Below are 16,278 nucleotides of genomic sequence, written 5' to 3'. Positions count from 1 at the left end.
TCGGAGGAGGTTCGATTCCTATCTGGGGCACTTTTCTCAATGTGCGAAGCATCGCTTCGCACGAAAAGTGCCCGCGGGCCCACCGGCCCGCCGATGTGTGGAGCGTGAAGCATCGCTTCGCGCACATCGTGCCCGCGGGCCCACCGGCCCGCCGATGTGTGGAGCGTGAAGCATCGCTTCGCGCACATCGTGCCCGCGGGTCCACCGGCCCGCCTGCACACCCTTTCGTAGGGCGCTAGTGGCGGCTTCGCGATGCTGGAAGCAGCCACTGGTGCCCCCCCATGCTCTCAAGTGGTGAGGCAGCGCTGAGAGCAACTCGGAAGAGCGCACGAAGTGCCGGGTCAGGTCGCGGCGAAGGGTGGGTTGACCAGAAGCTCGACGCGCTCTGCCAGGTACGTGTCGAGCGTGGCGGCCCCGTCGAGTGTTGCCCCCGGTCGCCAGCGAACGCGCAGCTCTCCGCCCCATACGCCGACGGGAAGCGCGGGATCGCCAGACAGGGTTGTTTCTGCTGGAGCTGGGGTGCCAGGCCCGTCAGGCGAATCGAGCAGGACAGGCGGGTCGGCAGCGTCGCCAGACAGGTCGTGCCGAGTGACGAGTTCCACCAACCGGATCGGCGCGGCATCGAAGTTCACTGGGCTGCCCGCTGGATACCCACCGTGTAGGGCCGCAGCGGCAAGCTCGCGCCGTTCCTCACGCGAGGCCGACTGGTAGCCTGGGCGGCCTCGTTCTGCGGCCCGGGTCGCACGCCCAGCCGCATATAGGGTGCCGTCGGTGCCGAGCAACAGGGCACCCAGGCGCCACACCTCGCCCAGCGGGCGCATGGTCGCGGCCCGGGGGAGCACGAGCCATCGCCGCCCGGCGGGCACGAACTCCGCGAGCGCCTCTGGCTCGACCCCGTCGTCTTGCAACCTGCCGACGGCCGCACGGCAATCGCGCATCGCGCGATCCACCAGCTGTTGCCCACTCACCCCGCCAGTGTATTCCGTCTGCCCCACGGGGCCTTCGCAACAGGGCTATTCTGACCTGATGCCCACTCCACGTTCCGCGGCGCAGGCCGCGACGCGATCTGCCACCCTCCGGGCGGTGCTGCTGGTACTGAGCGGCTCGATCGGTATGCAGGTCGCCGCAGTGCTCGCCATCGGGGTTTTTGACACGGTCGGGGTGTTGGGCACTAGCGGGCTGCGCTTTGCGATCGCGGCCGCGTTTCTCCTTGTGCTTTTTCGGCCGCGACTCACGGGCCGCACTCGCGAGGAGTGGATGGGAATCGTGATCTACGGGGCCGCGATGGCCGCGATGAACGTATTTCTGTATCTTGCAATCGCGCGCATCCCGTTGGGCATCGCCGTCACGATCGACTTTCTGGGTCCTTGCCTGGTTGCGTTCTTCGCATCGCGGCGTCTCCGCGAAGGGCTTCTCGCGCTTGTTGCCTTCGGCGGGGTCGCGCTGATTGCGGGGCTCGGGGGGCCGCTCGATCCTCTCGGTCTCTTGTTCGCCGTTCTCGCGGCGGCCAGTTTCGGCCTATACACAGTGCTTGCTGCGCGTGTCGGAAAGAGCGCGGGTGGTCTGCCGAGCGTGGCGCTCTCGGTCGCCGTGGCAGCGGTGCTCACTCTCCCGTTCTCGGTACCGGCGATCTCCAACCCCGGGCTAGCTGACTGGGGCGTACTCGCGCTTTCCGCACTTGTGGGTATGGCGCTGGCCTTCACTGTTGACACACTTGCGGCGAAGCTCACATCGGCGCGAGTAATCGGCGTGCTCTTCGCATTCGACCCGGTGGTCGGCACGCTGGCCGGAGTGCTGTTTCTCGGTCAGATTCTCACGGCCCCGGTTGTCGTGGGGATCGCGCTGGTGGTCGCCGCAGGTGCGGGAATCGTCTGGTTCGCGGGTCAGCATCAGCCGCGCATAGACTGAGGCCGTGGCAGGGAACGGGGCGATCGAAACCTTCGAGGTCGAGCGAAAGTATGCGGTGTCTTCGCGGGCTGAGCTTCCCGGCAGCCCCGCGTTCGCCGCAGTGGGCCTCCGGCTCATCGAGCCCGAGAGCTTCGCGCTCGAGGCCATCTACTTCGACACCCCCGACGCGGCGCTCGGCCTACAGCGGGTCGCGGTGCGCAAACGGGTGGGCGGCAAAGACGAAGGCTGGCACATGAAGCTCAAGGGAGCGGATGGCTCGCGCGAGCTCGTATGGCCGCTGGCAGACGAGATGCCCGATGGCCTCCTCCGCGAAATTGTGGATCGCATAGGCGAGCAAGGCGTCCATCGTCTCATCGCTGTGGCGACCATGCGCACTGTGCGCACCATCGTTCGGGTTCAGGGCTTCACAAGCCCGACTGCCACCAGCGCCGGAAGTGCGCTTGCTGTCCATGGTGCAAGTGATGCAGATGATTTGCCCGACGAATCGGGGCAGGCGAACGACTGGTTGGTCGAACTTGCCGACGACCGGGTCGTCGCAACGAATGCGCTCAGCGGCGAAGAGACCAGCTGGCGTGAGTGGGAGGCCGAACTCGCGCCCGGGGCCGCGATCGAACTGTTCGAGTTGGTCGAGCCCCTCCTCATCGGTGCTGGAGCCGAGCGCGTGCGCGGCACCTCGAAGCTTCAGCGTGCGATGGGTCGCCCAAGTACAAATGCGTTGTGACGCACGAAATCCGCGTTCATTCGATAAATTCGACACTAATTCAGTGTCTGCTCTGCCGTCTCGCGGGCGATTCGCGTAGGGTAGAGGTATGGCATCCAAAGGATCCCGAGGCTCTGGAAAGCGTGACTCAGGCGACACCTCGCCCGCAGCGAGACGGAAGCAGGTGATCGTCGGCCTGATCATCGGTGCCATCGTTGGCGCGGTGATTGGCTATTTCACCCAGTTCTGGTTGTGGGTGCCGGCAGGGCTCGCACTCGGACTCGCTTCGGGTGTCATTATCAAGCCGCCAGCGGAGTGATTCGCTGTACCCTGCCACGCTGTACTCAGCCTCATTGATGTACCGAGCCATATACACCCCGCAAGTTCACAGAGGAACCCATGGAATCCACAATATTTGAGACCCATCGTCCCGCCGCACGAATCGTCGAGGAATCACTCGCCGATACGAAGCACGCGGTGTTCTGGACCGAGGATGTCGAGGAAACGGCCGCTCGCTACCCGATGCTCGACCAAGACCTGAAGGTTGACGACGTAGTGGTTGGCGGCGGCTACGCTGGGCTATGGACCGCGATCAAGTTGAAGACTGAGCATCCCGAACGTCGGGTTATCCTGCTCGAAGCTATGCGAGTTGGATGGGCGGCCTCGGGGCGCAACGGCGGTTTCTGCGAGGCGAGCATCACGCACGGCGAACCGAACGCTGAAAGCCGCTGGCCCGACGAGGTGGGCACGCTGAAGCGGCTCGGCTACGAGAACCTCGACGCGATCGAGCGTTTCGTGACGGAGCATGGTCTCGATGTCGAGTTCGAGCGCACCGGGCAGCTGTCTGTCGCGAACGAGGCCTACCAGGCTGAGTGGGTGGCGGAAGAGGTAGGCGATGCCGACACGGTAGTGCTGAATGCAGAAGAAGTGCAGCAGCGACTGCATTCGCCGACGTTCCTAGCCGGCACCTTCCACCCCAGAGAAAACGCGAACGTGCATCCTGCCAAGCTCGCGGCTGAGCTCGCGCGCCACGCGGCGAGCATCGGGGTGGAGATTTACGAGGATAGCCGGGTGACGTCGCTGAAGGGCGACACCGAGGCGCCGATCCACTTGGAAACGCCTCGCGGCACCGTCATGGCCGATCGGGCTGCGCTCTGTACAAACGTCTATCCGTCGCTCCTCAAGCGCTACGCGTTCCACACCGTTCCTGTCTATGACTACGTGCTCATGACCGAGCCGCTGAGTGATGAGCAGCTCGCCTCGATCGGTTGGGAAGGTCGTGAGGGTGTTGCCGATATGGCCAACCAGTTCCACTACTTCAGACTCACCGCTGACAATCGAATCCTCTGGGGTGGCTACGACGCGATCTATCACGTCGGGGGTCGCATCAAAACTGAGTATGAAGACCGAATGGAGAGTCACCGCAGGCTCGCCAGTCATTTCTTTACGACGTTTCCGCAGCTCGCTGGGCTGAAGTTCTCGCACCGCTGGGCTGGTGTGATCGACACGAGCACCCGGTTCTGCGCGTTCTTCGGGCAGGCATTCGGTGGGCGCGTCCAGTACGTGGCAGGCTTTACGGGCCTCGGCGTGGGCGCCACGCACTTCGCGGCCGACGTGATCGTCGACCGACTCGAGGGGCGATCCACGGAGCGCACCGAACTGCAGATGGTGCGCGACGTGCCGCTGCCGTTCCCGCCCGAGCCTGCGGCATCGATCGGCATCAACCTCACCCGTTGGTCGCTCGACCGGGCCGACCATAATCGGGGCAAACGTAACGTGCTGCTCAAGACGCTCGACGCGCTTGGCCTCGGCTTCGACTCCTAGAGAGGTAACACCATGACTGAACTTCTCCCCGAGGGAATCAATGGGGTGGTGCATGGTCGCGGCGCGATAGTTGCGCTCACCCCCGTGCCGGCCGAAGAAGTCGATTACGGCTCACCCCGCCAAGGATCGGTGGAACTCGGCCGCCTGGGCAACGTGGAAACCGGAATCTGGGAGTTGCGCAATGGCGCGGTGTTTGACACCGAGGTCGACGAGCTCTTCGTGGTCATTTCGGGCAGCGCCATCATCAAACTCCTTGACGAAGGGCGCAGCGTCGAGGTGAAGACCGGTGACGTGATGCGCTTGACCGCCGGCACCAAGACTCGGTGGATCGTGAAGGATCACATTCGAAAGATCTACCTCGCCGTCGAATAGGTCACTCCGGGGGTGACACGAGTGTGTCATTCCCGTTCACGCCACATGCCCCGGGCCCTCTCTGGACTTTGTCTGGACTTGCGCTGAGGGTGAGGTGTCGTGCCAATGCCTCTCGGGATCCTGGCCCCTTGCGCGAGGAGCTCGGTGTTGTGAGGTCCGTATTTCTCTCGTGGAGTACTAGACTTCCCGATGGCGATCGGCGCGCCCTAATGATGAGGCGTGCACAACTATGACACAGCCGACGCGCCCCTACTTCAAGGAGAACCGATGGCATTGACGTGGAAGCAGCACGGAGACGGCGGGAGCGTCCAGCCCGACGCTATTGTGATGCCGGAAGAACGACTCAGCTGGCCGAAGACCATTGGGTTCGGCGCCCAGCACGTGGTGGCAATGTTCGGGGCCACCTTTCTCGTTCCTCTCATCACAGGCTTCAGCCCGACCGCGACCCTCTTTTTCTCGGGCCTTGGCACGATCCTGTTCCTCCTCATCACGGGAAACCGGCTGCCCAGCTACCTGGGGTCGTCGTTCGCGTTCATCGCCCCCATCGGGGTCGCCGTTGGTTCGGGTGGCGACCTGTCGCGCGCCTCGTTCGGCATCCTCGCGATCGGTATCCTCCTCGCGCTCGTTGGCCTTCTGGTGCACAAGGTGGGAACCGGGTGGATCAATGCGCTTATGCCGCCCGTCGTCATGGGCTCGATCGTCGCCCTCATCGGTTTCAATCTCGCCCCGGCGGTGAAGAACAACTGGACGGCCGAAGGAATTCAGGGTGTGGCCTGGCACTCCTCGGTCATTGCTCTCATTACGCTGGCGGCCATCCTTCTGATTACGGTCCTCTTCCGCGGCCTGGTGGGCCGCCTTTCGATCGTGCTTGGCGTCGCGGTCGGCTACGTTGCAGCGGTGCTGCTCGGCGAAGTTGATTTCGCGTCGGTGAGCAATGCCGCATGGCTGGGCTTGCCTGAGTTCCACCTCGCCGCGAACCCGTTCTCCGACCCGACACTGTGGGGCCTCCTGCCGGTGTTCTTGCCGGTGGTGCTCGTGCTCATCGCTGAGAACGTCGGTCACATTAAGAGCGTCGGCCTCATGGTGAAGCGTGATCTCGACCCGGTAACCGGGCGGGCTCTCTTTGCTGACGGTCTCGCGACCGCGTTCGCTGGCTTCGGCGGTGGATCGGGTACCACCACCTATGGCGAGAACATCGGGGTCATGGCCGCAACTCGGGTGTACTCGACCGCAGCCTACTGGGTCGCCGGCATCATTGCGGTGCTGCTGAGTTTCTCGCCCAAGATCGGTGCCATCATTAACACGATTCCCGCTGGAGTGCTTGGCGGGGTTACGGTGGTGCTGTACGGCCTGATCGGTCTCATCGGTGTCAAGATCTGGATCGACCACAAGGTCGACTTCTCGAAGCCCATCAACCAGTTCCCGGCTGCAGTGGCGCTGATCATCGGCATCGCCGATTTCTCGGTGCAATTTGGAGCAATCGTGTTCAACGGGATCGCGCTTGGCACGATTGCCGCCATCGTGGTGTACCACGTCATGGCGCTCGTCTCGCGAGCTCGGGGCGCCTCACAGGTCGCCACCCCGATTGAGCCGGTGAAGGTGACCGAGGCGGCCGAATAGTAGGCGCGCTCTTCCCCTCGAATCGAGTCCCAGAACTGGCGTCAGGCCCTGCTGGAGGCTCGGCGAAAACCACTACCTCGGTTCCCGAGAGCGGATCCCGCCCGAGTTTGTGGTTTTCTCTGAGCCTCAGGTGCCGTACTCCACGCAAAACACCGCGCCACTTCCGCGCAAATCCGGCAACGACGCTTAGGGTGGCGTTGTGTGGAGTGTGGATCGGCGCCGTCGTCAAGGCGCAAACGTGAACGAGGCAGAGGCCCCCAGGGCCACCGCCGAAACTCCAATGCCTGAGGGCTCGCTCGCGCCAAAGCCGGACACGCCGCCGAAGCCAGAGTCAGACTTCCTCACCGAGCCAATTCTGACTGCGCCGATCTCCTCGGGGCAGCTTGCGGCGGTTGATGCGTTCGCCGCAGAGCACGACGACTGGCGACGGGAGCTCGCAGCCATCGGCGGGCGTAGCCCGCTGCTGCACTTCGACGACCAGCCCGCAAACCGAATTGAGCTCTCCACCACTCACCCCGGCGGAATGCCTCAGTTCATCACCGGCCAGAAAATTCTTCTGTCCGCGCTGATTCGTGATGACCTCGCGCTGAGATACGCGCGCGTAGCCGCAGCCCGAGTCACTGACAAGGCCGCCGAAATGCGTGCGGTGCGGGGCCTCGAAACTGTGCACCTGGGCATCGGAATCGCGAAATGGCAGTTCGAGGGCGAACAGTATTGTGCGCCGGTGCTGTTACGTCCGCTCGCGATCCGGCGCTACGGCCGCGATTTCGAACTGAAACTCAAAAAGCAACTCACCGTGAACCGTCAGTTGTTGGGCGCACTGCGCGAGCAGTTCGGAATCACGGTGAACGCTCGTACCCTGCTTGAACTGTCGCAATCGGAAGGTGTATTCAAACCCCAGCCGGTCATCGATCGTCTCCGGCAGATGGTCACCGGGGTGCCCGAGTTCGTAGTGCAGCCGCGGCTTGTCGCCTCCTCGTTCGCCGATGTTTCCCGGCAAATGGTGGCCGATGCAAAGAACCTGGATTCGCCCGTGCTGCAGGCTATTTGTGGCAGCGAAGTGGCGAAGCAGCAACTCGCCGACGCCTACCGTCCGGTCTCGCCGACCTGGCCGAACGACCGAGCTCCTGAAACCGATCGACACCTGTACGACGCTGATGCCGAGCAGAACGACGTGCTCGCACAAATTGTGGCGGGTCACTCGCTGGTGGTGCGCACACTGCCGGGAACCGGGGGCACCCAGACCGTGGTGAATGCCATCGGCGAACTCGTGCGCGCCGGCAAACGCGTGCTCGTGGTGTCGCCGCGCCGATCCACCCTTGATGGCATTGGCCATCGGCTGTCACGCGCGGGCCTACCCGGACTCGCGGTGACGCCCCGTCTGCTGCGTCGAAATCTGGTGGAGGCGATCAGCCGCAACGAGAGCGCACGAAGCGAGCCGCTACGTGATGTCGACGATGCTCTTGTGCGTCTACGCGGGGTGCTGCTCGATTACCAGGCTGCGCTCACCGCGCGAGATGACCGATTTGGTGCGTCGCCGCTGGAGGCGCTCCGTGAGCTCACTAGGCTGGCGCTGCTCCCGACACCGCCGAGCACGACGGTCCGGCTGAACGACGAAGCCCTGGGCCACCTGACCCTCGATCGCAGCTCGATAGCCGAAGACATTACCGAAGCCGCGCGCCTCGGCCAGTTTCAATACGGGCCCGAAGATTCGCCGTGGTATGGCGTGAGCTTCGCGACCACGGATGCGGCGCGATCCGCGTACTCCCTCGCTGTGGATCTCGCAGAGTCCGAACTGCCACGACTGATTTCCCTTGCCAACGAGGTGGTCGAGCAGACGACGCTTCGCCCCTACGAGACGATCTCTGAACTCGGCGTCTACCTGCGCCTCCTCATGGGCATCCGCGAGACCCTCGACCGGTTCACTCCCGAGGTGTACGATCGGTCCCTTACCGAGGTCATCGCGGCCCACGCCCCGCGCGGCGAGGAGATGTCGAAGGCGAATAAACGTCGTCTGCGCAAGCTCGCCCGCGAATACGTGCGCCCTGGCGTACACATCACCGATATGTATGCGCGACTCGTGCAGATTCAGCAGCAACGTGTGCTATGGCAGCGATACAGCACCGTCGTCGGCGCGCGCCCCGAAGTGCCAGTAGGAATTGCCGATGTGGCCACCGCCTACCAGGCCGCATATCAAGATCTCGATGAACTCGATCGGGTGTTGGGCCACGAGCACGACAGCGACCGCCTACGGAACCTGCCCCTCACGACTCTCGCGCGACGCACGACTGACCTCGCGCGCGAAAGTGAAGTGTTGCACAATATTCAGGAACGCACCGCGATCGTCGAGCGGTTGCGGGCCGCGCAACTCGAGCCCCTCATCGACGACCTCTCGGCGCGTCACGTGCCTGCGAGCAACGTGGCTTCCGAGCTCGAACAGGCCTGGTGGCAGTCTGCCCTTGAGCGCATGCTTCAGACGAACGAAGCGCTGCTGAGCGCCAATACTGGAGTCATCGAGCGGCTCGAAGCCGACTTCCGTCTCGTCGACGACGCCCACGCGAGTGCGAATGGTTCACAGCTGGCGGTGGGGCTTGCTGATGCGTGGCGGATCGCCGTGGTCGACGCACGCACCGAGGCTCTCGCTCTGCGCGAGCAGTTGCGCAGCGGAGACGTCTCTGTGCACTCACTTGCCCAGCACGCCCCAACACTCATGGGCACACTCGCCCCGGTCTGGGTGCTGTCGCCCTACGAGGTCTCGCAACTTCCCGCGGAACTGCGATTTGATACGACCCTGTTGGTCGATGCCGGAGCCACCACACTCGTAGAAAACGTCGGAGCGATCAAGCGTGGTGGGCAGGTGGTTGCGTTCGGCGACGGGGTCACACAGTCGCCCTCGCCGTTTGAGATCGCCGTGCGGACGCCCAAGTCAGACGGTGAGGCCGACGCAACAGTGGTGGATCTGGAGCACCTGCACGAGCGCTCGACCTTCGCCCAGTTGCGGTCCGTGTTGCCCGAGCTCGCGCTCACGCGCAGCTATCGTGCTGGCGGCGAAGACCTCACGAACCTCGTGAACACTCGTTTCTATGGTGGGGAGATCGAGTCTCTGCCGTGGGCTGGTACCTTCCTCGGCCATTCCAGCATCACGCTTGATTTCGTCAGTGCCGGGCATGGCCTTCCCGACCCTCAAACCGGCGCGGTCGAGAGCACCGATGCTGAGGTGGAGCGGGTGGTGCAACTCGTGCTCGAGCACGCGAGTACGCGGCCTCGCGAATCACTCATGGTCATCACCGCGAGCGATCGGCATGCGGTGCGCGTGTACCAGGCTGTACTCCACGCGTTTTCGAAGCTTCCGCAGTACCGCGAATTCCTGCTCGGAGAGCGGGCAGAACCATTCGCCGTGCTCACGCTCGAGCAGGCAATGGCGCAAAGCCGCGATCGAGTCATCTTCTCCATCGGATATGGGCGCACGCCGCACGGGCGAGTGCTGTCGAACTTCGGTGCGCTGGGACGTCCGGGCGGCGAGCGGCTCGTGGCCGTCGCCATGACGCGCGCTCGTCGGGCCATGACCATCGTGAGTTGTTTTAGGCCAGCCGACCTCGATTCCGCGCGGATCAAGCACGGAGTGGTTGAACTCGCCGAGCTGCTCGCCCTAGAGCACCCCGAAGTTGAACCGGTTTCCCTGCCGGCCGAGCGCGATCCAATGCTCGGTGAGCTCGCCGATCGTCTCGAGAAGCTCGGCTTGACCGTCGAACTCGATTACCGCGGGGTTATTCCTCTGGCAGCCTCGCTTGGCGAACGCGCAATCGCGATCGACCTCGACTTCACCGGCAGCGAGCAGAGCATGCGCGACGCGCTACGCCTGCGCCCATCGGTGCTGAGACGCCTCGGCTGGCACTACCACCGAGTGCACAGCTTCGACCTCTTTGCCGACCCCGAGCGAGTCGCGCTGCGGGTCGCGGGTATCCTCGGCTACGACGCCGATGCGTCCGCGGGTGCTGAGGCGACGCAGACACCCGAGCAGGTCTCGGGCGACGCATCCGGGTTCTGATGCCCGATCCACAGTTCGACAAGTCAGGATCTGCGGGTTCAGGCGACGAACACCCGCAGAAATTCACCCCTCCGTGGCGGAGCGCCTCTGGGCGCGGTTCCCGGCGTGCGACGCTCCCAGCGCCGGAGGGGAGTGATCCGGCTCCATACGATCCCCCCGCCGCAGATCGCCCCGAGACGGAAAACGACGCGCGGTTGCGCGAGGATAAACCGCCCCACTGGGGCTAGGTCTCTGCTCAAGTCGATCGTGCTGGAACGTGCGAGAACGTCGTTGGCGTTCGCTGTGCAGTGTTCTCCGCTAGGCCCCAGGGCGCTCGCTCTGTGTGCGCAGGAGATCGCGGATCTCGGTGAGGAGTTCCTGCTCGCTCGGCGGCACGTCAGCTTCAAGGCCGGCCTCCTTGCGCTCGCGCATCTTGTTGAGGGGAAGCACGAAAACGAAGTACACGACTGCGGCGACAATCACGAAGTTCAGGAGCGCGCCGATCACGGCGCCGAAGGCAATTGCTCCGCCGCCGGGCAGCCCAAGCATGAGCGCAGTGTCAAGCGAATCCGCTTGGAAAAACATGCCAATGAGTGGGGTGAACAGCGCCTCAACTACTGTGGCAACGACTGCATTGAAGGCGGAACCAATGACCACCGCAACCGCGAGTTCAATGACATTGCCCCGCATGATGAAATCTCGAAAGCCCGTGAGCATGCTGCTCTCCTGTCTGTGTGTGTGAGAGGTAGCTTATGCCCCGGTGGACGCGCCAGAACTTGTCGACGCCCCAGAACTCGATGATCCGCCGCTCGCTGCACCCGGAGAACTGGCGCCACTGGAGCTACCGCTCGCACCGGAAGAACTCGATGCATTCGACGAACTCGAGGACGTTCCAGATTCGGAACCCGCGCCGCCGCCAGCACGAGAATCGTTGCGGTAGAAACCAGACCCGGTGAACGTCACTCCGAGTGATCCGAAGACCTTGCGCAGCTTGCCGCCGCACTCGGGGCACTCACTCAGCGACTCGTCGGTGAACGCCTGATAAATATCGAAAGCGTGGTCGCACGCGTTGCAGCGGTAAGCATAGGTAGGCACAGCATCTCAGTCTACCCGCTGATGCGAGGATCACTCTGGTCGAAGTAGCTGGTGCGATGAGGGGTGACGACGCCGTTCACGGGTACATCGTGCGCCTCGCTCGGCAGTTCGGCTACGAACTCGGAGTCATGAACGATCGCGAAGACCGGGGGACGCTTCCGCAGAGCGCTCAAGTTGCGATCAAAATATCCTTTGCCCCAACCCAGCCGTACCCCGCGGTGGTCGACAGCGCAGGCGGGAATCAGCATCAGATCGACCTCGCTCGCCGCGAGCGGACTGAGGTGCTCACCGAGCGGCTCGGGAATACCGTATGCGCCGGTCACAGTGCCCTCGGCGAGGGGGCGAATCCAGTCGAGCAGGCCGTCCTCCCTCGCGGCAGGCAACAGGACATCGATGTCGTGCGCGCGAGCCCAGGCGAGAAAGTCGGCAGTGTCGGGTTCTCCCGCGACCGGGAGATAACAGGTCACCGAACGGGCCAACCTGTCGGTCACGAGGGTCGCGAGCTGCTCTGCGAGGGCCGCCGCGGCGAACTTCTGATCGCCGGGGCTGCGGGCCAAACGTTCTGCACGTATCTCTTGGCGGATCCGTCGCTTTGCGTTATCTACCGAATCTCGCATGCTCGTAAGTCTACGGGCAGGCTAGTCTATTGCTATGAGCACTGCGCCAGAAATGACCGGGAGTCCCGTCACGAAAGCCGTCATTCCTGCGGCCGGGCTCGGCACTCGATTCTTGCCCGCGACGAAAGCCATGCCGAAGGAGATGCTGCCGATCGTCGACAAGCCGGCGATCCAATATGTGGTCGAAGAGGCAGCGGAAGCGGGCATGCGTGACATTCTGATTGTTACCGGGCGCAACAAAGACAACCTTTCCAACCATTTCGATAGCGTCCCGGAACTTGAGGCGACTCTCGAACGCAAGGGTGATACGGAGCGGCTTGAACGCGTCCACGCCTCGAGTGAGCTTGCCGAGGTGCATTTTCTGCGGCAGGGCCAGCCTCTAGGGCTCGGCCACGCGGTGGGTCGCGCGCGCATGCATGTGGGAAACGAGTCTTTCGCCGTTCTGCTCGGTGACGATCTGATCGACGAGCGCGATCCGCTCCTCACACGAATGATCGAGGTGCACGATCAGCGGGAGGCGACGGTTGTCGCGCTGATGGAGGTTCCCGACGACCTTATTCATCTCTACGGCTGCGCCGCGGTGAACGAAACGGCTGAGGCCGATGTGGTCGAGGTGACTGCGTTGGTTGAAAAGCCAAGCGCGGCGGAAGCACCGTCGAATCTCGCCGTGATTGGGAGGTACGTCCTGCGTCCCGAGATATTCAACATTATTGACCAGCTTGAGCCCGGACGGGGCGGTGAATACCAGCTGACCGACGCGTTGAATGTTCTTGCAAAGGGCGATGGCGAGCGCCCCGTGTACGGAGTTGTCTTTCGAGGTCGACGATACGACACGGGCGACCGGGCGAGTTGGATCAAGGCAAATCTCTTGCTGGGCGTCGACAACGCCGAGCTCGGCGCAGAGTTGAGCGCCTGGGTTATCGACCTCGCAGAGCAGTTGCGTGCTCGGCGCAGCGACTGAGCTCCCCGACTCTGAGATACGCCTGGTTGTATGAGCCCACTTCCGCACCCGATCGAGGCGCCCGCGCCCATGACGGCGGGGCGGATCGGTCTACGCCTGATCCACCGGCGTGATGCGACGGTTCTTGAACGCCTACTGACCGAGAATCGGACATGGCTGGAGCCGTGGGAGGCCACTTATCCCGGTGGCGGCGGAACCGTGCCAGGGTCGGTCTCGATGCGGCCGACGATCCAGATACTCAGGCGTCAATTGAGATCGGGCATCGGTGTCTCGTTCGTGACGACCTACGACGGTGCTGTCGTGGGTCAGCTCAGCGTGTCCGATATCAGCGGCGGTGCCATGCGCTCCGCGCAAATTGGGTACTGGGTATCGAATCATGTGGCGGGACGGGGCATCACACCCGTTGCGGTTGCGCTCGCCATCGACTACTTGTTTCACGTGGTGCGTCTGCATCGGGTCGAGATCTGCATCCGGCCCGAGAACGTCGCCTCACTGCGTGTGGTGGCAAAACTGGGGCTGCGCTATGAAGGGGAGCGGCAACGTTACATTCACATTGCGGGCGACTGGCGTGACCATTCGTGCTTTGCGGTCACACGTGAGGAAGTGCCGAAAGGGATGCTGAACCGGCTCGGCGCGGCAACCGCGTAGAGTGCCTGCTGAACCGTACAGTGACCCCTATGACAGGCGGCATATTCGGTGGCGGAGTGATCTTCGTGGTGGCAGCCTTGCTCTGGGCGGCCGTCCTCGTTCCGAGCTGGGTGCGCAGGCGGGAATTCCGTGCCGCCGAACGAAACGCCATCCGGCTTCAGCGCACCCTGCGGGTTCTGGCAGAGACCGCAGAGGTACCGACCGAAGTGCGCGTCGAAGCTACCGCGCGAGAGGCACTCGCGCGCGAGAAGCTCCTGCGTACCGCGCAGCGACAGCAAGAAGCAGAACGTAAGGCGCAGCTCGCCGAGGCGCGAGCCGCGCAGGTGCGCGCCGAGATCCGGGCCCAACAGATGAAGCGCAAACAGGCAGCTTTAAGCCGCGCCGCTCGACTACGGAAGCCGGTTGTGCGCCGTGTGCGCGCGCTCGCTGCGCTCGCGGCGGTTCTTGCGCTGGCGGGTGTGCTGATTGGCGCCGGTGTCGCGGTGGCGGGCCAAGGATTCGCTCTTTTGATTGCTTCTGCGGCGGTCGTCGCCGCGGCGACAGGTGGGCTCGTACTGCTTGCTCCCGGCCGCGTGAAGATAGCTGAGATTCCCGCCGAGCAGGCGGTAGTCGCTGCGGTGCATCCGCAGCCTCAACCTGTTGTCGCTTCGGAACCGCGGGGGGTATCGGCCGCCGTTGCTGCGCACGCCGCTGCGCAGGCGGCTGCGCGTGCTCGAAGCGAGCATGCCCGAGCGATGGCCAGGGCTCGCGCTGAGAAACCGGCAGCTCGCCAGAATCAGCCGAATTCCATACTGCTCGAGCATGTCCTTCAGCAGGCCCGGGTGGATCGCGCTGACGCTGAGGTGACTGTCACCAGCGGTGCGCCGTTGAGTCGACCCGCCTCTGCCGCACCCGTAGACTCTGCGCCGTTGGCGAATCCCTCTCAACCCGCAGCATCGGCTGCCGCAGCTCAGGTGCGTTCTCAGGAACTCGCGACCGCCGAGCGACTTCGGCAAATGGGCGTGGTGGGGGATACGAGCAAGGGCATGCTCGATCTCGACGCGGTGCTGCGTGCTCGGCGCAACGTCAGTTAACTCCGGCCCCGTATCGATTTCGCTAACTTTTCGCGATAGGCTCTCGCCGAATTTGGGGGAGAGTGCCATGATGAGCACATGACGAACCCTCCTTCAGATTTCCCGGCTTCCCCGTCGCAGCCAGCCGCAGGGGGCAGCTCTCAGCCGCCAAACTCTCAGCCACCCGTCTCTCCGCAAGCCCCACCGCAGCCTCCGGCATACTAGCAATTCTTCCCGCCACAAGCACCCGCATACCCGCCGGCAGGTGGACCGCCGCAGGGCCCGCCGTACGCGCAAGTGCCGCCACAGCCCTCGCAAGGGCCAGTGACACCCAAGGGTCTTGCAATCACCGCATTGATCGTCGGCATTGTTGCCTTCCTTACTGGTCTCGTGCCGATCCTTGGCATCATCCTCGGAATCGCCGGCGTCATCCTAGGTTCGATTGCGCTTGCAAAGAAGCAGCCAAAGGGTCTCGCTCTCACCGGGCTGATCCTCTCGGTTGTGGGAGCGATTGTCTCGATTTTTGCAACCGTGGCACTCTTTGTATTCGGAACGATCATTCAAGATGAACTCAGTGGTCCGACGGTGCAGACTGAATCCCCGAGCACGCCAGGCGAGTCGACTCCAGAAACTGAGTCGGAAGAGCCGATGGCGGAGGCATTCCCGGAAGTGAGCGCAGCGGAACTAGCGGAGATTGTGAGCGATCCGGCAGCGTGGGCTGGCACCGACCTCACGCTTTACGGGACCGTCGTGCAATTCGACGAGGGTACCGGGTTGTGCAGCATCCGACTCTTCACGGGTCATGCTCCCGAGTCAGATCCTGAGCTCTACGAGCACAACACTCTCGCGTATGCCGGCGATTGGGAGAGCGACTGCCCAGAGCTCGACTCCGTCGTCGTTGACGACAACCTTGCGATCGCAGTAACGATTCTGGGAGAGGAAGTCTACGAGACCTCCGTTGGCGAATCGATCTCGGCGCTGCAGGTTGAATTGTGGGCCGCCGAGGTGCTGTAATTTCGCGCGCTGACTTGCGCGCTGTTAAGCTAGCTGAGCTTTGGGGTCTTTAGCTCAGTTGGTAGAGCGCTTCGTTCGCAATGAAGAGGTCAGCGGTTCGATTCCGCTAAGATCCACGATGTACAGAAGGCCCCGTGTCCGCGGGGCCTTCTGCGTTGGCACGTTCCCGAGCGCACGTGCACCAGCTCCCAAGGTGCTCTCATGCTGCCGGGCTACACTCCCTGCTATGGACAACTGGTGGGTGAACGCGCTTTGGTCGATTACGCCGACCGTGCTGATCGGTGTGTTCTTTGCGGTCATATTGCGGCTGATTTTGCGAGCAGATCGAAACGAGCGTCGTATATACCGCGAGATGGAGGCCCAGGAGCGCGAGCGTCTCGGGCTCCCGCCGCGCGCGGTGCCGCCTGGCACCGAAACCTAGCGCCCGAAACCACTAGAGT

General features: G+C 63.5%; 16 protein-coding genes, 1 tRNA gene and 1 pseudogene. 14 read left to right on the top strand and 4 right to left on the bottom strand.

Annotated elements, in window-relative coordinates; all coding sequences use genetic code 11:
* Positions 1 to 341: 341 nt before the first annotated feature.
* A complete protein-coding gene (locus tag ACTNFJ_RS09340) occupies positions 342 to 968 on the bottom strand; it encodes a hypothetical protein (protein WP_435906036.1) in 627 nt (208 codons plus the stop codon).
* A 58-nt stretch (positions 969 to 1,026) separates the two neighbouring features.
* Here ACTNFJ_RS09340 and ACTNFJ_RS09335 point away from each other — a divergent pair, with 58 nt between their 5' ends.
* The 7 genes from ACTNFJ_RS09335 (at position 1,027) to ACTNFJ_RS09305 (ending at position 10,472) form a co-directional block, all read left to right on the top strand.
* A complete protein-coding gene (locus tag ACTNFJ_RS09335) occupies positions 1,027 to 1,908 on the top strand; it encodes an EamA family transporter (RefSeq protein WP_435906035.1) in 882 nt (293 codons plus the stop codon).
* A gap of 4 nt (positions 1,909 to 1,912) precedes the next feature.
* A complete protein-coding gene (locus tag ACTNFJ_RS09330) occupies positions 1,913 to 2,629 on the top strand; it encodes a CYTH domain-containing protein (protein WP_435906034.1) in 717 nt (238 codons plus the stop codon).
* Positions 2,630 to 2,717: 88 nt separating this feature from the next.
* Positions 2,718 to 2,927, top strand: a complete 210-nt coding sequence (locus ACTNFJ_RS09325) for an HPP family protein (RefSeq protein ID WP_435906033.1) — start codon at positions 2,718 to 2,720, stop codon at positions 2,925 to 2,927.
* Positions 2,928 to 3,007: 80 nt separating this feature from the next.
* The gene (locus ACTNFJ_RS09320; RefSeq protein WP_435906032.1) at positions 3,008 to 4,432 is read left to right on the top strand and encodes an NAD(P)/FAD-dependent oxidoreductase; all 1,425 of its coding nucleotides are present in this window, start codon (positions 3,008 to 3,010) and stop codon (positions 4,430 to 4,432) included.
* 12 nt (positions 4,433 to 4,444) lie between these two features.
* The gene (locus tag ACTNFJ_RS09315; protein WP_435906031.1) at positions 4,445 to 4,804 is read left to right on the top strand and encodes a cupin domain-containing protein; all 360 of its coding nucleotides are present in this window, start codon (positions 4,445 to 4,447) and stop codon (positions 4,802 to 4,804) included.
* A 267-nt stretch (positions 4,805 to 5,071) separates the two neighbouring features.
* Entirely contained in the window at positions 5,072 to 6,424 is a 1,353-nt protein-coding gene (locus ACTNFJ_RS09310; protein ID WP_435906030.1) for a uracil-xanthine permease family protein, read from the top strand.
* 238 nt (positions 6,425 to 6,662) lie between these two features.
* Positions 6,663 to 10,472 (top strand): AAA family ATPase, encoded by a 3,810-nt coding sequence (locus tag ACTNFJ_RS09305; protein WP_435906029.1) that lies wholly within the window; start codon positions 6,663 to 6,665, stop codon positions 10,470 to 10,472.
* Positions 10,473 to 10,769: 297 nt separating this feature from the next.
* Here ACTNFJ_RS09305 and mscL read toward each other — a convergent pair whose 3' ends face one another.
* The gene (gene mscL, locus ACTNFJ_RS09300) at positions 10,770 to 11,168 is read right to left on the bottom strand and encodes a large conductance mechanosensitive channel protein MscL (protein ID WP_435906028.1); all 399 of its coding nucleotides are present in this window, start codon (positions 11,166 to 11,168) and stop codon (positions 10,770 to 10,772) included.
* A gap of 43 nt (positions 11,169 to 11,211) precedes the next feature.
* Here mscL and ACTNFJ_RS09295 point away from each other — a divergent pair, with 43 nt between their 5' ends.
* Positions 11,212 to 11,391 carry a hypothetical protein gene (locus tag ACTNFJ_RS09295; RefSeq protein ID WP_435906220.1) on the top strand — a complete coding sequence of 60 codons (180 nt, stop codon included), beginning with the start codon at positions 11,212 to 11,214 and terminating at the stop codon, positions 11,389 to 11,391.
* A gap of 62 nt (positions 11,392 to 11,453) precedes the next feature.
* On the opposite strand, the pseudogene ACTNFJ_RS09290 reads toward ACTNFJ_RS09295, so the two are convergent.
* A pseudogene (locus tag ACTNFJ_RS09290) lies at positions 11,454 to 11,546 on the bottom strand (FmdB family zinc ribbon protein); the annotation flags it as partial.
* An 11-nt stretch (positions 11,547 to 11,557) separates the two neighbouring features.
* Positions 11,558 to 12,163, bottom strand: a complete 606-nt coding sequence (locus ACTNFJ_RS09285) for a 5-formyltetrahydrofolate cyclo-ligase (protein WP_435906027.1) — start codon at positions 12,161 to 12,163, stop codon at positions 11,558 to 11,560.
* Positions 12,164 to 12,197: 34 nt separating this feature from the next.
* Between ACTNFJ_RS09285 and galU the strand changes: the two genes are divergently transcribed.
* From galU to ACTNFJ_RS09255, 6 genes are all read left to right on the top strand, one after another.
* Positions 12,198 to 13,124, top strand: a complete 927-nt coding sequence (galU, locus tag ACTNFJ_RS09280) for a UTP--glucose-1-phosphate uridylyltransferase GalU (protein WP_435906026.1) — start codon at positions 12,198 to 12,200, stop codon at positions 13,122 to 13,124.
* 30 nt (positions 13,125 to 13,154) lie between these two features.
* Positions 13,155 to 13,772, top strand: coding sequence for a GNAT family N-acetyltransferase (locus ACTNFJ_RS09275; protein WP_435906025.1), 618 nt, complete (start codon positions 13,155 to 13,157; stop codon positions 13,770 to 13,772).
* A gap of 29 nt (positions 13,773 to 13,801) precedes the next feature.
* Entirely contained in the window at positions 13,802 to 14,845 is a 1,044-nt protein-coding gene (locus ACTNFJ_RS09270; protein ID WP_435906024.1) for a hypothetical protein, read from the top strand.
* Positions 14,846 to 15,148: 303 nt separating this feature from the next.
* A complete protein-coding gene (locus ACTNFJ_RS09265; protein ID WP_435906023.1) occupies positions 15,149 to 15,838 on the top strand; it encodes a hypothetical protein in 690 nt (229 codons plus the stop codon).
* Between the two features lie 43 nt (positions 15,839 to 15,881).
* A tRNA-Ala gene (locus ACTNFJ_RS09260) sits at positions 15,882 to 15,954 on the top strand.
* Positions 15,955 to 16,064: 110 nt separating this feature from the next.
* Complete coding sequence (locus ACTNFJ_RS09255) at positions 16,065 to 16,259, top strand: hypothetical protein (protein WP_435906022.1); 195 nt, start codon at positions 16,065 to 16,067, stop codon at positions 16,257 to 16,259.
* Positions 16,260 to 16,278 lie beyond the last annotated feature (19 nt).

This window comes from Leucobacter shiyiweii (assembly GCF_052446065.1).
Taxonomy (GTDB): Bacteria; Actinomycetota; Actinomycetes; order Actinomycetales; family Microbacteriaceae; genus Leucobacter.
This window is presented reverse-complemented; position numbering and strand designations above follow the sequence as displayed.